Raw genomic sequence first — 14,161 nt, 5'->3', positions numbered from 1 at the left:
AGCGGGTCTGTTGGGGATTGGTCAAACGACCATGCCCACAGACTCGCAATCCGCAATATGCGAGCATTGCTCGCTCCTGCAAGTGTGTAGCGGTTATTGATGAAGACGCCCGTCTGGTTCCCCCAAAGTTTTTTCTCCCGCACCCTCTGGCTGGTGCTCATCGTCGTGCTGTTTTCCAAGGCGCTGACCCTGGTTTATCTGTTGATGAACGAGGATGTGCTGGTGGATCGCCAATACAGCCACGGCGTCGCCCTGACGCTGCGTGCGTATTGGGCCGCTGACGAAGAAAATCGCGCGAAGATCGCTGATGCCGCGACCCTGATTAGGGTGGTGGGTGCCGGTGTGCCTGAAGGCGAACAGCACTGGCCGTACAGCGAGATCTATCAACGCCAGATGCAGGCGGAACTCGGCGCCGACACCGAAGTGCGATTACGCATGCATTCGCCGCCGGCACTGTGGGTTCGCGCCCCGAGCCTGGGTGATGGCTGGCTGAAAGTGCCGCTGTATCCGCACCCGTTGCGTGGCCAGAAAATCTGGAACGTGCTGGGCTGGTTCCTCGCGATTGGTTTGCTGTCGACTGCCTCGGCGTGGATTTTTGTCAGCCAGCTCAACCAACCCTTGAAGCGCTTGGTATACGCCGCCCGGCAACTCGGCCAGGGTCGCAGCGTGCGTCTGCCGATCAGCGACACGCCGAGCGAGATGACCGAGGTCTATCGCGCCTTCAACCAGATGGCCGAAGACGTCGAACAGGCCGGACGTGAGCGTGAGCTGATGCTGGCCGGCGTCTCCCATGACTTGCGTACGCCGTTGACGCGCTTGCGTCTGTCGCTGGAATTGATGGGCGACCACAACGACCTGACTGACGACATGGTGCGCGATATCGAAGACATGGACGCTATTCTCGACCAGTTCCTCGCGTTCATTCGCGATGGTCGTGACGAGTCGGTGGAGGAGGTGGACCTCAGCGATCTGGTGCGTGAAGTGGCTGCGCCGTACAACCAGACTGAAGAGAAAGTTCGCCTGCGTCTGGAGCCGATCCAGCCGTTTCCGTTGCGTCGGGTATCGATGAAACGTCTGCTCAATAACCTGATCGGCAACGCCTTGAACCATGCCGGTAGCGGCGTTGAAGTCGCGGCTTATGTGTCCGGCGACACCAGCGCGCCGTATGTGGTGCTGAGTGTGATGGACCGTGGTGCGGGGATTGATCCGTCGGAGCTTGAGGCGATCTTCAACCCGTTCACCCGTGGTGACCGTGCGCGCGGCGGCAAGGGAACCGGGCTGGGCTTGGCGATCGTGAAGCGGATTGCCTCGATGCATGGCGGCAATGTTGAACTGCGTAACCGGTCCGGTGGTGGACTGGAGGCGCGGGTGCGGTTGCCGCTTGGGTTGATGCTTCCGCGAGATGCGGTGTAGCAACAAAAATCGCAGCCTGCGGCAGTTCCTACAGGGTACGCATTCCCATGTAGGAGTTGCCGCAGGCTGCGATCTTTTGATCTTCCCGCTTTAGCCCTTGCCTTTTGTGCGGGTCATATTCGGTCCGCCATTCTTCTCAAGATGCTCGATGATGATCCCCGCCACATTCTTCCCCGTGGTGGTCTCGATCCCTTCCAGTCCCGGCGACGAATTCACTTCCATCACCAGCGGCCCGTGATTGGAACGCAGAATATCCACGCCCGCCACCGACAGCCCCATGACCTTGGCTGCACGCAGCGCGGTCATGCGTTCTTCCGGGGTGATCTTGATCAGGCTGGCGCTGCCGCCGCGATGCAGGTTGGAACGGAATTCACCCGGTTTGGCCTGACGCTTCATCGCCGCGATTACTTTATCGCCGACCACAAAGCAGCGGATGTCTGCACCGCCAGCCTCCTTGATGTATTCCTGAACCATGATGTTCTGCTTCAGGCCCATGAACGCCTCGATCACTGACTCGGCGGCGGTCGCGGTTTCGCACAACACCACGCCGATGCCTTGGGTGCCTTCGAGCACTTTGATCACCAGTGGCGCACCGTTGACCATGTCGATCAGGTCGGGGATATCGTCCGGCGAGTGAGCAAACCCGGTCACCGGCAAACCAATGCCACGGCGCGACAGCAATTGCAGCGAGCGCAATTTGTCCCGCGAACGGGCGATGGCCACCGACTCATTGAGCGGGAACACCCCCATCATTTCGAACTGGCGCAACACCGCGCAGCCATAGAACGTCACCGACGCGCCGATCCGCGGGATTACCGCGTCGAAGCCTTCCAGCGGTTTGCCGCGATAGTGGATCTGCGGCTTGTGGCTGGCGATGTTCATGTAGGCGCGCAAGGTGTCGATCACTACCATTTCATGCCCGCGTTCAGTGCCGGCCTCGACCAGACGACGGGTGGAATACAGACGCGGGTTCCGCGACAGCACAGCGATCTTCATGCAACACCTGTGGAGGAGGTAGATACCGGGAACACCGGCTTGTCTTGTACATATTTGATGCCCGGATTGACCACCAACTGGCCATCGATCAGGGCTTTGGAGCCGAGTAACAGGCGATAGCGCATCGATTTGCGGCAGGCCAGCGTGAACTCGATTGGCCAGACCCGATCACCAAGGGCCAGGGTGGTGCTGATCACGTAGCGCTCCTGGGCATGGCCGTTGGAGCTCTTGATGGTTTTGCGCGTCACCAGCAGCGCTTCACAACGCCGGTGACGCAACTGCACCACCGTGCCCAGATGCGCGGTGAAACGCACCCATTTCACACCATCGCGTTCGAACGGTTCGATGTCGGTGGCATGCAGGCTGGAAGTACTGGCACCGGTGTCGATTTTTGCGCGCAGACCCGCGACTCCCAAATCCGGGAGCGCCACCCACTCGCGCAGACCGACAACGGTCAAATGGTCAAATGTCTTCAATATAAGAAACCAACGATTAACGCGCCCAGGCCTCAGGTGATACCTGCGCCAAGGCTTTGAATGCAGGTTTGGCGAACCAGTAACCCTGCATCAGAAATATTCCACAGTCCGCCAGGAAATCCCGTTCACCGGCGCTCTCGATGCCTTCGGCAATGACTGTAACGTCCAACTCCGCACAGATTGTGACAATCCCCCGGACGATAGCCTGACGGACACGGTCTTGATCGACATCGCGGATCAACGCCATGTCGAGTTTGATCAGGTCCGGTTGGAAATCAGCCAGCAGATTGAGCCCCGAGTAACCGGCACCGAAATCGTCGATGGCGGTCTTGAAGCCGAATTCGCGGTATTCACGCAGAATATTGGTCAAATGGCGATAGTTATCTACGTGCTCGCTTTCCAGTGTTTCAAAAATCAGTCGGTCGATCGGGAAATCGTGTTTTTTTGCTGCCTCCAACGTGCTGCGAATGCATAACTCTGGACGATAGACAGCGTTGGGCATGAAGTTGATCGACAAGTGTGTCTGCATATTAAGATTGGCCGCGCCTTCGATGGCGCGCGTCCGGCAGAGCTGGTCGAAACGGTAGCGGTTCTCTTCTGTAACCTGATCTAACACCGTCAATGCACCTTCGCCGACTACACCACGGACCAGCGCTTCATGAGCGAAAACCGACTGGTCGCGCAGGTCGACGATAGGTTGGTAGGCGAAGGCAAAATCGAAGCCCAGCGGCTCACTTTGCTGGCAGCCCTGGCAACTCGCCTTTGGCGAGGTTAATGAAGACGGAAATTTAGTCACTCGATCACTCCATGCCGATGAACCGGCCAAGATCACAGTCTATCTGGAGGGCCGAGTTCTTGCGCCCGACAGAAACGGTAGTACAGTTCCGACTACTGGCTGAGCGAGGAATTCATATGGCACAAAAACAGGAAGAGGACGACAAGGTCCGTCTCGATAAATGGTTGTGGGCGGCGCGCTTTTATAAAACCCGTGCCTTGGCCAAAGCGGCCATCGAGAGCGGCAAGGTGCACTGTCGAGGCGAGCGCTGCAAACCCGGCAAAGAGCCGCGCGTCGGCGATGAGTTCGAGATACGTACCGGTTTCGAGGTGCGCATCGTCAGGGTTGAAGCCTTGTCGATCGTGCGTCGTGGCGCCCCCGAGGCGCAGGCGTTGTACGCGGAAACCGAGGCGAGCATTGCCAAGCGCGAAGCGGCCGCAGCAATGCGCAAGGCTGGCGCGTTGGGCATGAGCACCGACGGCAAACCGAGCAAGAAGCAGCGGCGGGATCTGTTTAAATTTCGTGGGAACAGCAACGACGACTAAGGCTGATGTTTCAGTGTTGTTTGTGCTGACCTCATCGCCAGCAGGCTAGCTCCCACAGTTGAAAGGCAATCCAACTATGGGAGCCAGCCTGCTAGCCCCCTCAGTTTGAAATGCAGTCCCTGTGGGAGCCAGCCTGCTGGCGATTCGAGTGCGCAGCACTCGCCAGAGACTTTGCGGTATCAGGCGCTACGCACGACACTCATCCGCGAAACCAGCGGCAACTTGCCCAGCAGATTGAAAACCGGTGCCGTCACTTTCAACCAGAAATTCGCCGCGTGATACGCAAACGGCGTGTAGTAACCCCAGCCCAACGCCCACACCGCCAGCAACATCCCGCCGATGTAATCGTCCTGACCCCAATGCGCGCCAGCCACCAGTCGCGGCAGCATGAACAGCAGCGCCAGGCCCCAGATCGTCACGAACTGTCCGACCGTACGGCTGAACACACCCATGAACAGTGCCCAGATCAGCAACACCGACGCATGGTCACCGGGGAAGCTCTGGCCCGAGCGATCCTTCAGCTCCCAGGTCTTCTCCAGATGCGGGAAGTAGTCGCTGAGGTGCACCGCGCCTTCCAGCACCATCGACGGGCTGCTGTGCTGCCAGCCCATGTGGTCGGCGAACTTGGAAAACAGTGCGCGAATCACCACCATCAACAGCAGAATCGAGAAAAAACCGAAAAACGCGCGACGCACGTCAATCGCCTTGAACACCCAGTCGCCCTTGATCAACAGCATCAGCAGAATCAGTCCGACGACGATGTCGAACGGGCGCAGACTTGCAATTGCCCAGATGTGGAGCCATATCGGGTTGCTGGCCAGCGGTGCATTGAGCGAGCGAAACAGCCACTCGTCGAAAATCACACACAGCATGTTGCCCGTAGGCCATAACCAGAAAGCCAGCAACGCCAATGGCACGACGTTGCACAGAACCAGCCGGCCGAGGTTCCACCTTGATTGGAACAAACCCGGATTGTTCATAAAATGCCTCCCGTGGCTGAACGTTCGCACCAAACAGGTGCAAAGAAGCGCGGCATTTTCATATTTTGTAACCAATTTGTCATCAATTCAGATACCCAGACCTATGACCGATCTCCCGGATACCGATTACACCCAACGCTTCATCTTTGATGACAGCGACACTCGCGGCGAACTGGTAGCGCTTGAGCGCAGCTACGCCGAAGTCCTCGCCAAGCACCCGTACCCGGAACCGGTTGCGCAACTGCTGGGCGAATTGATGGCGGCGGCCTCGCTGCTGGTGGGCACCCTGAAGTTCGACGGTTTGCTGATTCTGCAGGCGCGTTCCGAAGGCCCGATCCCGATGTTGATGATCGAGTGTTCCAGCGATCGTGAAATCCGTGGCCTGGCGCGTTATCACGCCGATCAGGTATCGGCCGATGCGACCCTCAGTGACTTGATGCCCAACGGCGTCCTGGCCCTGACCGTCGACCCGACCGTTGGCCAGCGCTATCAGGGCATCGTCGACCTCGATGGCGAAACCCTGTCCGATTGCTTCACCAACTATTTCGTCATGTCGCAGCAGGTTGGCACTCGCTTCAAACTGTTCGCCGACGGTCGTCGTGCCCGTGGCATGTTGTTGCAGCAACTGCCGGCAGATCGCCTGAAAGACGAAGAAGATCGCGCCGCCAGCTGGCAGCACATCACCGCGCTGGCCAGCACCCTGAGCGCCGATGAATTGTTGAGCCTGGACAACGAAACCGTGCTGCATCGCCTCTACCATGAAGAGCAAGTGCGCCTGTTCGATGTGCAACATCTGCGCTTCCACTGCAGCTGCTCGCGGGAACGCTCGGGCAATGCGCTGGTCAGTCTGGGTCTGGAAGATGCGCAGGCACTGGTGGCAGAGCAGGGCGGTACAGTCGAGATCGATTGCCAGTTCTGCAACGAGCGCTACCTGTTTGATGCGGCCGATATCGCTCAATTGTTCGCTGGCGCGGGCGTCGACACGCCGTCAGATACCCGGCACTAAAACGGTTCAGCGCAGGTAAATTCACTGCTCAACGACGGAATTACGCCGTTACGACGGGAGGGCCCTACTCTTTTTGGGCTTTTCTGGCATAATCCGGCCCACTTTTTTCGCGGTAGTAGTGCACGACTTTCTACTACAAAACGTTTGGAGCACACTCGGCCACTGGCCGACGGGGAACCTCATGACGCAAGCCAATAACGCCGTGTACACCGATCTGAGTGTTGATGATCTGGTAAAAGAAGCCCTGAACCGCGGTGAAGGCGAGCTTGCCGATACCGGCGCTCTGGTTGTTCGCACCGGTCATCGCACCGGCCGTTCGCCAGTCGACCGTTTCATCGTTGAAGAGCCTTCCACTCAGGCCGCTATCGCCTGGGGCCCGATCAATCGCAAGTTCCCGGCCGACAAGTTCGATGCCTTGTGGGCTCGCGTAGAAGCATTCAACAACGCGCAAGAGCACTTCGTTTCCCATGTGCATGTAGGCGCAGCTGAAGATCACTACCTGGCCGTGAAAATGACCACCCAGACTGCCTGGCAGAATCTGTTCGGTCGTTGCCTGTTCATCAACCCGGCCCAGTACAACCCGGCTGGCCGTGATGAGTGGCAAGTGCTCAACGTCGCCAATTTCGAGTGCGTGCCTGAGCGTGACGGCACCAACTCCGACGGTTGCGTGATCATTAACTTCGCACAGAAAAAAGTGCTGATCGCTGGCATGCGTTACGCCGGCGAGATGAAGAAAGCCATGTTCTCGGTGCAGAACTTCCTGCTGCCGGCCGCTGATGTGCTGCCAATGCACTGCGCTGCCAACATCGGCGAAGAAGGCGACGTGACCCTGTTCTTCGGTCTGTCCGGCACCGGCAAGACCACCCTGTCCGCCGACGAAAGCCGTTACCTGATCGGCGACGACGAACACGGCTGGGGCGAAGGCGTTGTCTTCAACATCGAAGGCGGCTGCTACGCCAAGTGCATCGACTTGTCCGAGAAGAACGAGCCGGTCATCTGGAAAGCCATCAAGCACGGCGCAGTGCTGGAAAACGTCGTCATCGACGATGCCAAGCACGCTGACTATGCCGATGTCAGCCTGACCCAGAACAGCCGCGCCGCGTACCCGCTGGAGCACGTTGCCAAGCGTTCCGAGCACAACCTCGGTGGCGAGCCGAACGCTGTGATCTTCCTGACTTGCGACCTGACCGGCGTCCTGCCGCCAGTGTCGATCCTCAACGAAGAACAAGCGGCCTACCACTTCCTGTCTGGCTACACCGCACTGGTGGGCTCGACTGAAATGGGTTCGGGCAGCGGCATCAAGTCGACCTTCTCCACCTGCTTCGGCGCGCCGTTCTTCCCGCGCCCGGCTGGCGAATACGCAGAGCTGCTGATCAAGCGCATCCGCGGCTTCGGCTCCAAGGTCTACCTAGTCAACACCGGCTGGACCGGCGGCGGCTACGGCGTCGGCAAACGCTTCAACATCCCGACTACCCGCGCGGTGATCGCAGCGATCCAGAGCGGCGCCCTGATCGGCACCGAAACCGAACACCTGGACACCATCAACCTCGACGTGCCACTGGCCGTACCGGGCGTTGAAACCGGCCTGTTGAACCCACGCAACACCTGGGCTGACAAGGCTGCATACGACGAAGCTGCGAAAGCACTGGCCGGTCTGTTTATCGAGAACTTCAAGAAGTTCGAAGTGAGCGACGCGATCAAGGCTGCAGGGCCGAAGTTGTAAGAGTTGGGTTGTAGAGAATGAAAAAGCCGCCTCTTGGGGCGGCTTTTTTGTGGGTAACATCAGCCAAAGGTTTGACTGCCATTATTCCCGCAGAAAAGCGCTTTAACTCGCAGAATATTGCCACTTATCCGCTTCGCTTTTGCGCACCGGTGCAGCCAAAACTGCAACATCCAGCGAGAGGAGATTTTTTGAGAATCACGGCCATTCATCATTCTGCATTGACGCTATGATCAAAGACGAATAGCCTTGGTTCCGAGCGCGAAACCAGTTGCCTCCCAGCGGCAATAACTGGCGTAGGAACCCCGTCGATGGTTGGGACATCAGCGTAGGGTGAGACCTCCACACCCCTGCTTGAGGGTGTGTATATGAATATCAAGCATCAAATTCGAGGGCTACTGTCACCAGTAGCCCTTTTTCTTTGCCTTCAAAAAGTGTGTAGCGCTTGTACAACAATTCGCCATGGCGATGCTTGTTGAGCGATTTAGCGTCTGTGTGCATGAAGTTCCAGAGCAGTTGGCCATCGACGATCGCGACACTCACTAACATTTGCCGTTTTGATTCATACGCACCGATGAACGCAAATCGGTCGGTATCGTTGGTGAAGGCGACTTTCCATATTTCCAGTGGGCCTGTGAGCGTATCCAAGGCAAGTCTCACGTAACGCTCGCGGGCATCTTTACGTTTTTCAACGATGTGATAAATGCTGCTGCGCAGGATCGTCACTTCGCCCCAAGGCGTTTCTACCGACAGGGACAGGATTGAAGGGTGACTGAATCCAAGGTGCTGAGCTGTAACCTCGACAGCGTCCTCGTGGGAGGTAGCCGCGATGACTTCATCAATCGTCTGAGTACGCAGTTCACGAGCCAGGGTACGCAGGTCTGGAAGTTTGCTTTCAACCCATGTGGGTTGGCCCTTCACTTCGCAAACCTTGGGTCGAAACGTGTCCGTGCTCAAATGCGCTGCTCACTGTTTACGTTGGCCAGACTACTGCAAGGCAACTCACTTCCGAGAGCTGCTGCTTATGGGCGCTCCAATGTTTTTCTTTTTGGTTCTTTCAGTCGCTCTCAGGTAATGCGTGAGAGCGATACGATCACTCGATTTCAGGCCGGAGCTTTCCAATTGAGCATCTGCTGTTGCGCGACTTGCAGCAGGTCACAGCCATCCTGCGTCAGCAGATAGAGGGCGTGGGTGATGTGGGGGATGTCTTCGACGTCGGCTTGTTTGAAGCTGAGGCAGTAGAGGGTTTTTAGCAGGTCGGCGGAGGCGCGCAGGCGCTGGACGGCGCATTCGAGGATGTCTTGCGGGTTGGCCGTTGTGTCGATGATCAGGGGCTTGGTGTCGGTGAGATTGGATTCGAGTGGGTGGTAGCGATCAGGGGTGAGCGGGTTCCATGCTTTCATTGTTCTTCTCTCTATAGGCGTTCCAATAGCCGCCGCCATCATGACCAAACGATGGGAGGCGACTGTGTTCGGGTTGGTCAACCAGAGAGAGAGAACTCCGTGTACGCCGAAGCGTCCCAAACACAGCCGCCATAAAGCATGCCGCGCAATAGATCGCGGCAAGCATACAAGGGCATGCGCAGTTTCTCTCTCTCGATTTCAGGTGACCAAACCCGAGCCGCTGATTTGGCAGCGGCAGACACGACTATAGATTCGAGCCATCGAGCCGCGATAGACGGCAAGGGAGTCTGGGTTTGTAGGAACGGGACGAATACCCAATAGGCAATTGCTGTAGGTTTTTTCTCCGGCTCATTCTCCACAGCGTTCAACCAATATTCCGATACGCCGCCACATCCAGCACGCTGGTCGTCAGCCCGGTTGCAGGCGCGTAAATCGAGCCTTTCACCGCCGAGAACGGTACACCCTTGCTACCCAGCGACACATAGCGTTCGCCTTTGTGGAGCTCGGTGAAGTAGGTGTACGAGCACTTTTCCATGGCTTTGTATTTCGCCTCGGCGTTGACGATGGTGTCGCTGTGTTGGCGCAGATCGGCGTCGGTCAGGTTGAGGGTCTTGCTCAGCGGCGTGCCCCAGCGCTTTAAGCACACTTCGGCGAAGTGGCGGACGATCAGGCCGGGTTCGGCCAGCATTTTTGGGCCGCTGTGGCCGTCAGCGGCGGCGTTGCCGACGAGGGTGGCGTGGCGGCCAGGCATTGGAAAGATGCTCGTCTTGGTGCCGGTGGCGGTTTGCGGGATGACGCAGCCGAAACCTTTGGAGCGTTCGTCCCGAGCATAGAAACCAACATATTCTTTAACGTTGGCGTTAAGTTTTACTCGGTGTTTCTGGAAGTTGCCGATGCCCGGAACCGGGTCAATGGCAAAAATCTTTACCAGAATGTTTTTCAGTGCCCTGTCAGTGAACATGGCGTTAGCCAGCATGTGGCAACTTATGCCGCCTCGGCTCCAACCCACCAGATTGACGCGGGTGGGTATAACGCCATCTTTGCGGAAAGTCCTGATAATCCCTTCCTGTAACCTCTGTTGAGTAATGCTACGGGCGCCGTAGTTATACTTTCGCTCCAACCACGAGCCTTCGACCTTGACATCGTCAATGGGAATGACAGCGGCTTTGAGGCGGTTGTATTCGGCTTCGGTCAGTTGCTCGCGTTGCCAGTCACATTTGCCCTTGATGATATTCAGCGCGTGCTGCACGTTTTCTTCCCAACCCTTGCCGAATAACGTGCCGCTGAGGCCGTACTCCTTGGTTTTGGTGAACAGTTCATCGGCTTGCAGGTTACCGCTGCCGGGTCCGTCGACGACGATCCATTCGGCAAACTCGCGACCGCAATGATTTGCAGCCAGTGTGGAAATCAGTTCGCCGTTCCAAAAGTTTTCATGGTGCGTATCAAACTTATTGGAGCCAGTACCGCAAAAGAAAATAGTGAGTACGGTCATGTTTGTTGCTCTTGTTTAATGAAAGAGCAGTCAACGTAATGTCGTTTTTTTTAAGGGCAAAGAAGTGGGTTGTTTCCGGGTTTGTTATTTGTTTGCTTTTAGTTTTTGGAAGTGTTTTTAAGTTTTGCAACTTCCAGTAGTTCGCAGCCGTCTTGAGTCAATAAATAAAGCGCTGTGAGGATGTTGGGGATGTCTTTGACGTCTGCTTGTTGAAAACACATGCAGTAAAGAGTTTCCAGCAGATCCGTCGCGGCGGAGAGTCGTTGGTGAGCGGCGTCCACCAAGTCTTCGTGGCAGGCGTCTGTGTCGATGACCAGCACCGGATTTTCGCTGTAGCTGGATTTCAAACGGCGATAGCGGTTGGTGGGCGGATGCAGTGAGTTCATGGAGTAAGGCTGTCCTTTGAGAAGTCGCGCCGGCCACTATAGGAGGGCATTGCGCAGTGGGACAAGGCGGCCAGAGTGGACAGAGTTCGTAGGGGTTTTTCCGGGTATCGGGTACTTGCCCTACAGGTTTTCATGACGTTTTCAAGGCAAAACCCTTAGATCGGAAATTTCCCACGTGTTTGTCAGGCGTTTCGCGGTAAACCGCTGTATCGTGCGCGCCAGAATCTGTAGGACGTTTCCAAGCGTCCGATACGCGCTTAAAGGGAATTAGGTATGCAATGGCTACGAATGGCCTCGATCGTATTGCTGTGGGCCAGTGGTTGTCGTTTGGCAATGGCCGCCGACGTTGGCAATCCGCTGGTACTCGATCATTTGAATCGCACCGGATGGCCGGACGCACTCAACAGCCAGGCGAATATCGACACGGCGTCCCGCGCCGAGGTGCTGATGTTCGGCAAAGCCCTGCTCGCCAGCGAAGCGCTGGACGAGTCGGGTTTGAAGCAGAAGCTGGGTGTGCCGCAAGTGCAGTTGAAGTCGATCAGACAACTGCGCGACGGTTTGTGGGATCACTTGCTGAGCACCTATCGCAACGCCAGTCAGGACTGCGCTGAACAACCGTTTTGTCCACAGGTACGCCGTGTTGCCGATCTGCGTCAATTGGCGGCAGCGTTCACCGGCGACATCAGCCCGGCCCATGCGTTATGGGCGAGCAAAAGCCTGGGTGTGCATGAGCAGATGTTGAATGAACAGCTGCGGGTGGCCGTGTTGCAGCCGTGAACGTTTAGATTTTGTGTAGTCAGTGCCGACCTCTTCGGGCAAGCCCGCTCCCACAGGGACCGTGGCGTTTAGGTGAATCGCTGTATCATTCCGTATCGATTTGGCCCCCGACCTTTTCTCGACTCGCTGCGATCGCCCGCTAGGCTGTTGGCATGGCAGCAGTCAAAGGAGTGACAGCGAATGCACAACACCCTGGAACAGGTTTTTGGTTATCCACAGTTCCGACCCGGACAAGAGGCCGCGATCAGCGCGGTGTTGGCCGGACGCTCGGCAGCAGCGATTTTTCCCACAGGTTCCGGCAAGTCCCTTTGCTATCAACTGTCGGCACTGATGCTGCCGAATCTGACGCTGGTGGTCTCGCCGCTGCTGGCGTTGATGCAGGATCAATTGGCGTTTCTGCAACGCCACGGCATTGCGGCGGGCAGTATTGATTCGGCGCAAAGCCGCGATGATGCCAATGACGTGATGGCCCGTGCCCGATCAGGTGAACTGAAGATCCTGATGATTTCCGTGGAGCGGCTGAAAAATGAACGCTTCCGCAACTTTTTGCAGCAGGTGCCGATCTCGTTGCTGGTCGTAGATGAGGCGCATTGCATCTCCGAGTGGGGGCACAATTTTCGCCCGGACTACCTCAAGCTGCCGGACTACCAACGACAGTTCAGCATCTCGCAAACCTTGCTGCTGACCGCTACGGCAACGCCGAAAGTCATCACCGACATGCAGGCCAAATTTGCCATCGCCGCCGAAGACGTGGTGACCACCGGTTTCTATCGGCCCAACCTCAATCTGCTGGTGGAGCCGGTGCGCGGCCAGGACAAGCGTCGGCGTCTGGTGGAGTGGATGGCTGAGCGCCCGGGCCAGCCGAGCATTGTCTACGTCACCTTGCAGAAAACCGCCGAACACATAGCCGAACACCTCGAGCGTAACGGTATTCAGGCCGAGGCATACCACGCCGGTTTACCCCACGATAAACGCGAGGCGATCCAGAAGCGCTTCATGGCCGGGCAGTCCAATTGCATCGTCGCGACCATTGCTTTCGGTATGGGCATCGACAAAAGCGACATCCGCAATGTGGTGCACTTCGACCTGCCCAAATCCATCGAAAACTACAGCCAGGAAATAGGCCGCGCGGGGCGTGACGGGCAGCCGTCGGATTGTCTGGTGCTGGCCAATCGCGACAGCCTCAACGTGCTGGAAAACTTCGTTTATGGCGACACACCGGAGCGCGATGGCATCCGCTATGTGCTCGACGAGTTGAAAGCCTCGGTGCCGGAAGGTCAGTGGGAGTTTCTGCTCGGTCCGCTCGCGGATCAAAGCAACATCCGCGCGTTGCCGCTCAAGACATTGCTGGTGCAATTGGAGCTGCGTGGCCTTATCGCGCCGCGCTACGCGTACTACGCCGAATACCGTTTCAAATACTTGCTGGAACCGGACGCGCTGCTCGAACGTTTCGAGGGCGAACGCAAGGATTTTGTCGCGGCGATTATCCAGACGTCGAGCCGTGCGCGAACCTGGGCGACCGTGAGTTTCGAGGCGATGTACACGCAATATTCGGCTGAGCGGAATCGGGTGGTGAAGGCGCTGGATTACTTCCAGGAGAAGGGCTGGGTCGAGCTTGAGAGCAAGCAGATGACCGAGGTCTACAGCGTGCTGGAGAGCGACTTTGACAGCGACGTGTTGAGCGCTGACCTACACGATTACTTTACCCGTCACGAGCAGGCCGAAGTCGCACGAATTCACGCCATGCTTGAGGTGTTCGCCACTGAGCGTTGCCTGGGTTATCGCCTGGCCGAGTATTTCGGCGACCACAATGCGCCAGAGCGCTGTGGGCATTGTTCAGTGTGTCATGGGCATGTCGCGCGGTTGCCGGCGCCACCCGAACTGCCGGCGCTTGTGGATAAAAACTTTGCTGCGCTGTGCGGTGACTTTATCCACAAGCACGAACAACACACCGGCAACGTACCCACGGCGGAACGGCTCACGCGGTTTCTGTGCGGGATCAGTGTGCCGCTGTTCACCAAGCTCAAGGCGCGGGCGATTTCCGGGTATGCGGCGTTGGAAGACTACCCCTACGCCGAGGTGCGGGGCTGGGCCCAAGAACACCTCTGAACCCCTGTAGGAGCTGCCGAAGGCTGCGATCTTTTGACTCTGTTTTTAACATCAAAAGATCGCAGCCTTCGGCAACTCCTACA

The 14,161-nt window shown here is 57.3% G+C and carries 15 protein-coding genes; 7 read left to right on the top strand and 8 right to left on the bottom strand.

Going from position 1 to position 14,161, the window contains the following annotated elements:
• Window positions 1-99 precede the first annotated feature (99 nt).
• Window positions 100-1,413 (top strand): ATP-binding protein, encoded by a 1,314-nt coding sequence (locus ICA15_RS19600; protein ID WP_042557135.1) that lies wholly within the window; start codon window positions 100-102, stop codon window positions 1,411-1,413.
• 90 nt (window positions 1,414-1,503) lie between these two features.
• Here ICA15_RS19600 and rimK read toward each other — a convergent pair whose 3' ends face one another.
• Genes rimK through ICA15_RS19585 form a run of 3 tightly spaced genes read right to left on the bottom strand, consistent with a single transcriptional unit; the run spans window position 1,504 to window position 3,681 of the window.
• Complete coding sequence (rimK, locus tag ICA15_RS19595) at window positions 1,504-2,409, bottom strand: 30S ribosomal protein S6--L-glutamate ligase (protein ID WP_007952690.1); 906 nt, start codon at window positions 2,407-2,409, stop codon at window positions 1,504-1,506.
• Window positions 2,406-2,852 (bottom strand): ATP-dependent zinc protease, encoded by a 447-nt coding sequence (locus ICA15_RS19590; RefSeq protein WP_191626465.1) that lies wholly within the window; start codon window positions 2,850-2,852, stop codon window positions 2,406-2,408. The genes rimK and ICA15_RS19590 overlap by 4 nt, the downstream gene beginning before the upstream one ends.
• Window positions 2,853-2,901: 49 nt before the next feature.
• Window positions 2,902-3,681, bottom strand: a complete 780-nt coding sequence (locus ICA15_RS19585; RefSeq protein WP_210554383.1) for an EAL domain-containing protein — start codon at window positions 3,679-3,681, stop codon at window positions 2,902-2,904.
• Window positions 3,682-3,797: 116 nt separating this feature from the next.
• On the opposite strand from ICA15_RS19585, the gene ICA15_RS19580 reads away from it, so the two are divergent.
• Window positions 3,798-4,205, top strand: coding sequence for an RNA-binding S4 domain-containing protein (locus ICA15_RS19580; RefSeq protein ID WP_150593838.1), 408 nt, complete (start codon window positions 3,798-3,800; stop codon window positions 4,203-4,205).
• Window positions 4,206-4,384: 179 nt separating this feature from the next.
• Here ICA15_RS19580 and ICA15_RS19575 read toward each other — a convergent pair whose 3' ends face one another.
• The gene (locus tag ICA15_RS19575; RefSeq protein ID WP_210554382.1) at window positions 4,385-5,185 is read right to left on the bottom strand and encodes a phosphatase PAP2 family protein; all 801 of its coding nucleotides are present in this window, start codon (window positions 5,183-5,185) and stop codon (window positions 4,385-4,387) included.
• A gap of 103 nt (window positions 5,186-5,288) precedes the next feature.
• On the opposite strand from ICA15_RS19575, the gene hslO reads away from it, so the two are divergent.
• The 3 genes from hslO (at window position 5,289) to ICA15_RS19560 (ending at window position 8,144) form a co-directional block, all read left to right on the top strand.
• The gene (gene hslO, locus ICA15_RS19570) at window positions 5,289-6,191 is read left to right on the top strand and encodes an Hsp33 family molecular chaperone HslO (RefSeq protein ID WP_042557140.1); all 903 of its coding nucleotides are present in this window, start codon (window positions 5,289-5,291) and stop codon (window positions 6,189-6,191) included.
• 181 nt (window positions 6,192-6,372) lie between these two features.
• On the top strand, window positions 6,373-7,914 hold the full coding sequence (locus tag ICA15_RS19565) for a phosphoenolpyruvate carboxykinase (protein WP_047299301.1): 1,542 nt from the start codon (window positions 6,373-6,375) through the stop codon (window positions 7,912-7,914).
• A 17-nt stretch (window positions 7,915-7,931) separates the two neighbouring features.
• Window positions 7,932-8,144 (top strand): hypothetical protein, encoded by a 213-nt coding sequence (locus ICA15_RS19560; protein ID WP_210554381.1) that lies wholly within the window; start codon window positions 7,932-7,934, stop codon window positions 8,142-8,144.
• A gap of 142 nt (window positions 8,145-8,286) precedes the next feature.
• On the opposite strand, the gene ICA15_RS19555 is transcribed toward ICA15_RS19560, so the two are convergent.
• The 4 genes from ICA15_RS19555 to ICA15_RS19540 form a co-directional block, all read right to left on the bottom strand.
• Window positions 8,287-8,832 carry a PBECR2 nuclease fold domain-containing protein gene (locus ICA15_RS19555; RefSeq protein WP_224450894.1) on the bottom strand — a complete coding sequence of 182 codons (546 nt, stop codon included), beginning with the start codon at window positions 8,830-8,832 and terminating at the stop codon, window positions 8,287-8,289.
• Window positions 8,833-9,014: 182 nt separating this feature from the next.
• Entirely contained in the window at window positions 9,015-9,314 is a 300-nt protein-coding gene (locus ICA15_RS19550) for a hypothetical protein (protein ID WP_210554379.1), read from the bottom strand.
• A 364-nt stretch (window positions 9,315-9,678) separates the two neighbouring features.
• Window positions 9,679-10,806, bottom strand: coding sequence for a hypothetical protein (locus ICA15_RS19545; RefSeq protein WP_210554378.1), 1,128 nt, complete (start codon window positions 10,804-10,806; stop codon window positions 9,679-9,681).
• A 98-nt stretch (window positions 10,807-10,904) separates the two neighbouring features.
• Window positions 10,905-11,192: a hypothetical protein gene (locus ICA15_RS19540; protein WP_150617415.1), complete on the bottom strand. Its 288-nt coding sequence runs from the start codon at window positions 11,190-11,192 to the stop codon at window positions 10,905-10,907.
• A gap of 273 nt (window positions 11,193-11,465) precedes the next feature.
• Here ICA15_RS19540 and ICA15_RS19535 point away from each other — a divergent pair, with 273 nt between their 5' ends.
• Both ICA15_RS19535 and ICA15_RS19530 read left to right on the top strand, forming a co-directional pair.
• Entirely contained in the window at window positions 11,466-11,969 is a 504-nt protein-coding gene (locus ICA15_RS19535) for a polysaccharide deacetylase (RefSeq protein ID WP_210554377.1), read from the top strand.
• Between the two features lie 180 nt (window positions 11,970-12,149).
• Entirely contained in the window at window positions 12,150-14,078 is a 1,929-nt protein-coding gene (locus tag ICA15_RS19530) for an ATP-dependent DNA helicase RecQ (protein WP_210554376.1), read from the top strand.
• Window positions 14,079-14,161: the final 83 nt, after the last annotated feature.

Source organism: Pseudomonas sp. P116, assembly GCF_020149425.1.
GTDB lineage: Bacteria > Pseudomonadota > Gammaproteobacteria > Pseudomonadales > Pseudomonadaceae > Aquipseudomonas > Aquipseudomonas anatoliensis.
Note: the sequence above shows the minus strand (reverse complement) of the source record. Positions and strands in the feature narration are given on the sequence as shown.

Coding starts and splice junctions, on each gene's coding strand:
- ICA15_RS19600 (WP_042557135.1), top strand. CDS start 100: ATGAAGACGCCCGTCTGGTTCCCCCAAAGTTTTTTCTCCCGCACCCTC.
- rimK (WP_007952690.1), bottom strand. CDS start 2,409: ATGAAGATCGCTGTGCTGTCGCGGAACCCGCGTCTGTATTCCACCCGT.
- ICA15_RS19580 (WP_150593838.1), top strand. CDS start 3,798: ATGGCACAAAAACAGGAAGAGGACGACAAGGTCCGTCTCGATAAATGG.
- ICA15_RS19575 (WP_210554382.1), bottom strand. CDS start 5,185: ATGAACAATCCGGGTTTGTTCCAATCAAGGTGGAACCTCGGCCGGCTG.
- hslO (WP_042557140.1), top strand. CDS start 5,289: ATGACCGATCTCCCGGATACCGATTACACCCAACGCTTCATCTTTGAT.
- ICA15_RS19565 (WP_047299301.1), top strand. CDS start 6,373: ATGACGCAAGCCAATAACGCCGTGTACACCGATCTGAGTGTTGATGAT.
- ICA15_RS19560 (WP_210554381.1), top strand. CDS start 7,932: ATGAAAAAGCCGCCTCTTGGGGCGGCTTTTTTGTGGGTAACATCAGCC.
- ICA15_RS19550 (WP_210554379.1), bottom strand. CDS start 9,314: ATGAAAGCATGGAACCCGCTCACCCCTGATCGCTACCACCCACTCGAA.
- ICA15_RS19545 (WP_210554378.1), bottom strand. CDS start 10,806: ATGACCGTACTCACTATTTTCTTTTGCGGTACTGGCTCCAATAAGTTT.
- ICA15_RS19540 (WP_150617415.1), bottom strand. CDS start 11,192: ATGAACTCACTGCATCCGCCCACCAACCGCTATCGCCGTTTGAAATCC.
- ICA15_RS19535 (WP_210554377.1), top strand. CDS start 11,466: ATGCAATGGCTACGAATGGCCTCGATCGTATTGCTGTGGGCCAGTGGT.
- ICA15_RS19530 (WP_210554376.1), top strand. CDS start 12,150: ATGCACAACACCCTGGAACAGGTTTTTGGTTATCCACAGTTCCGACCC.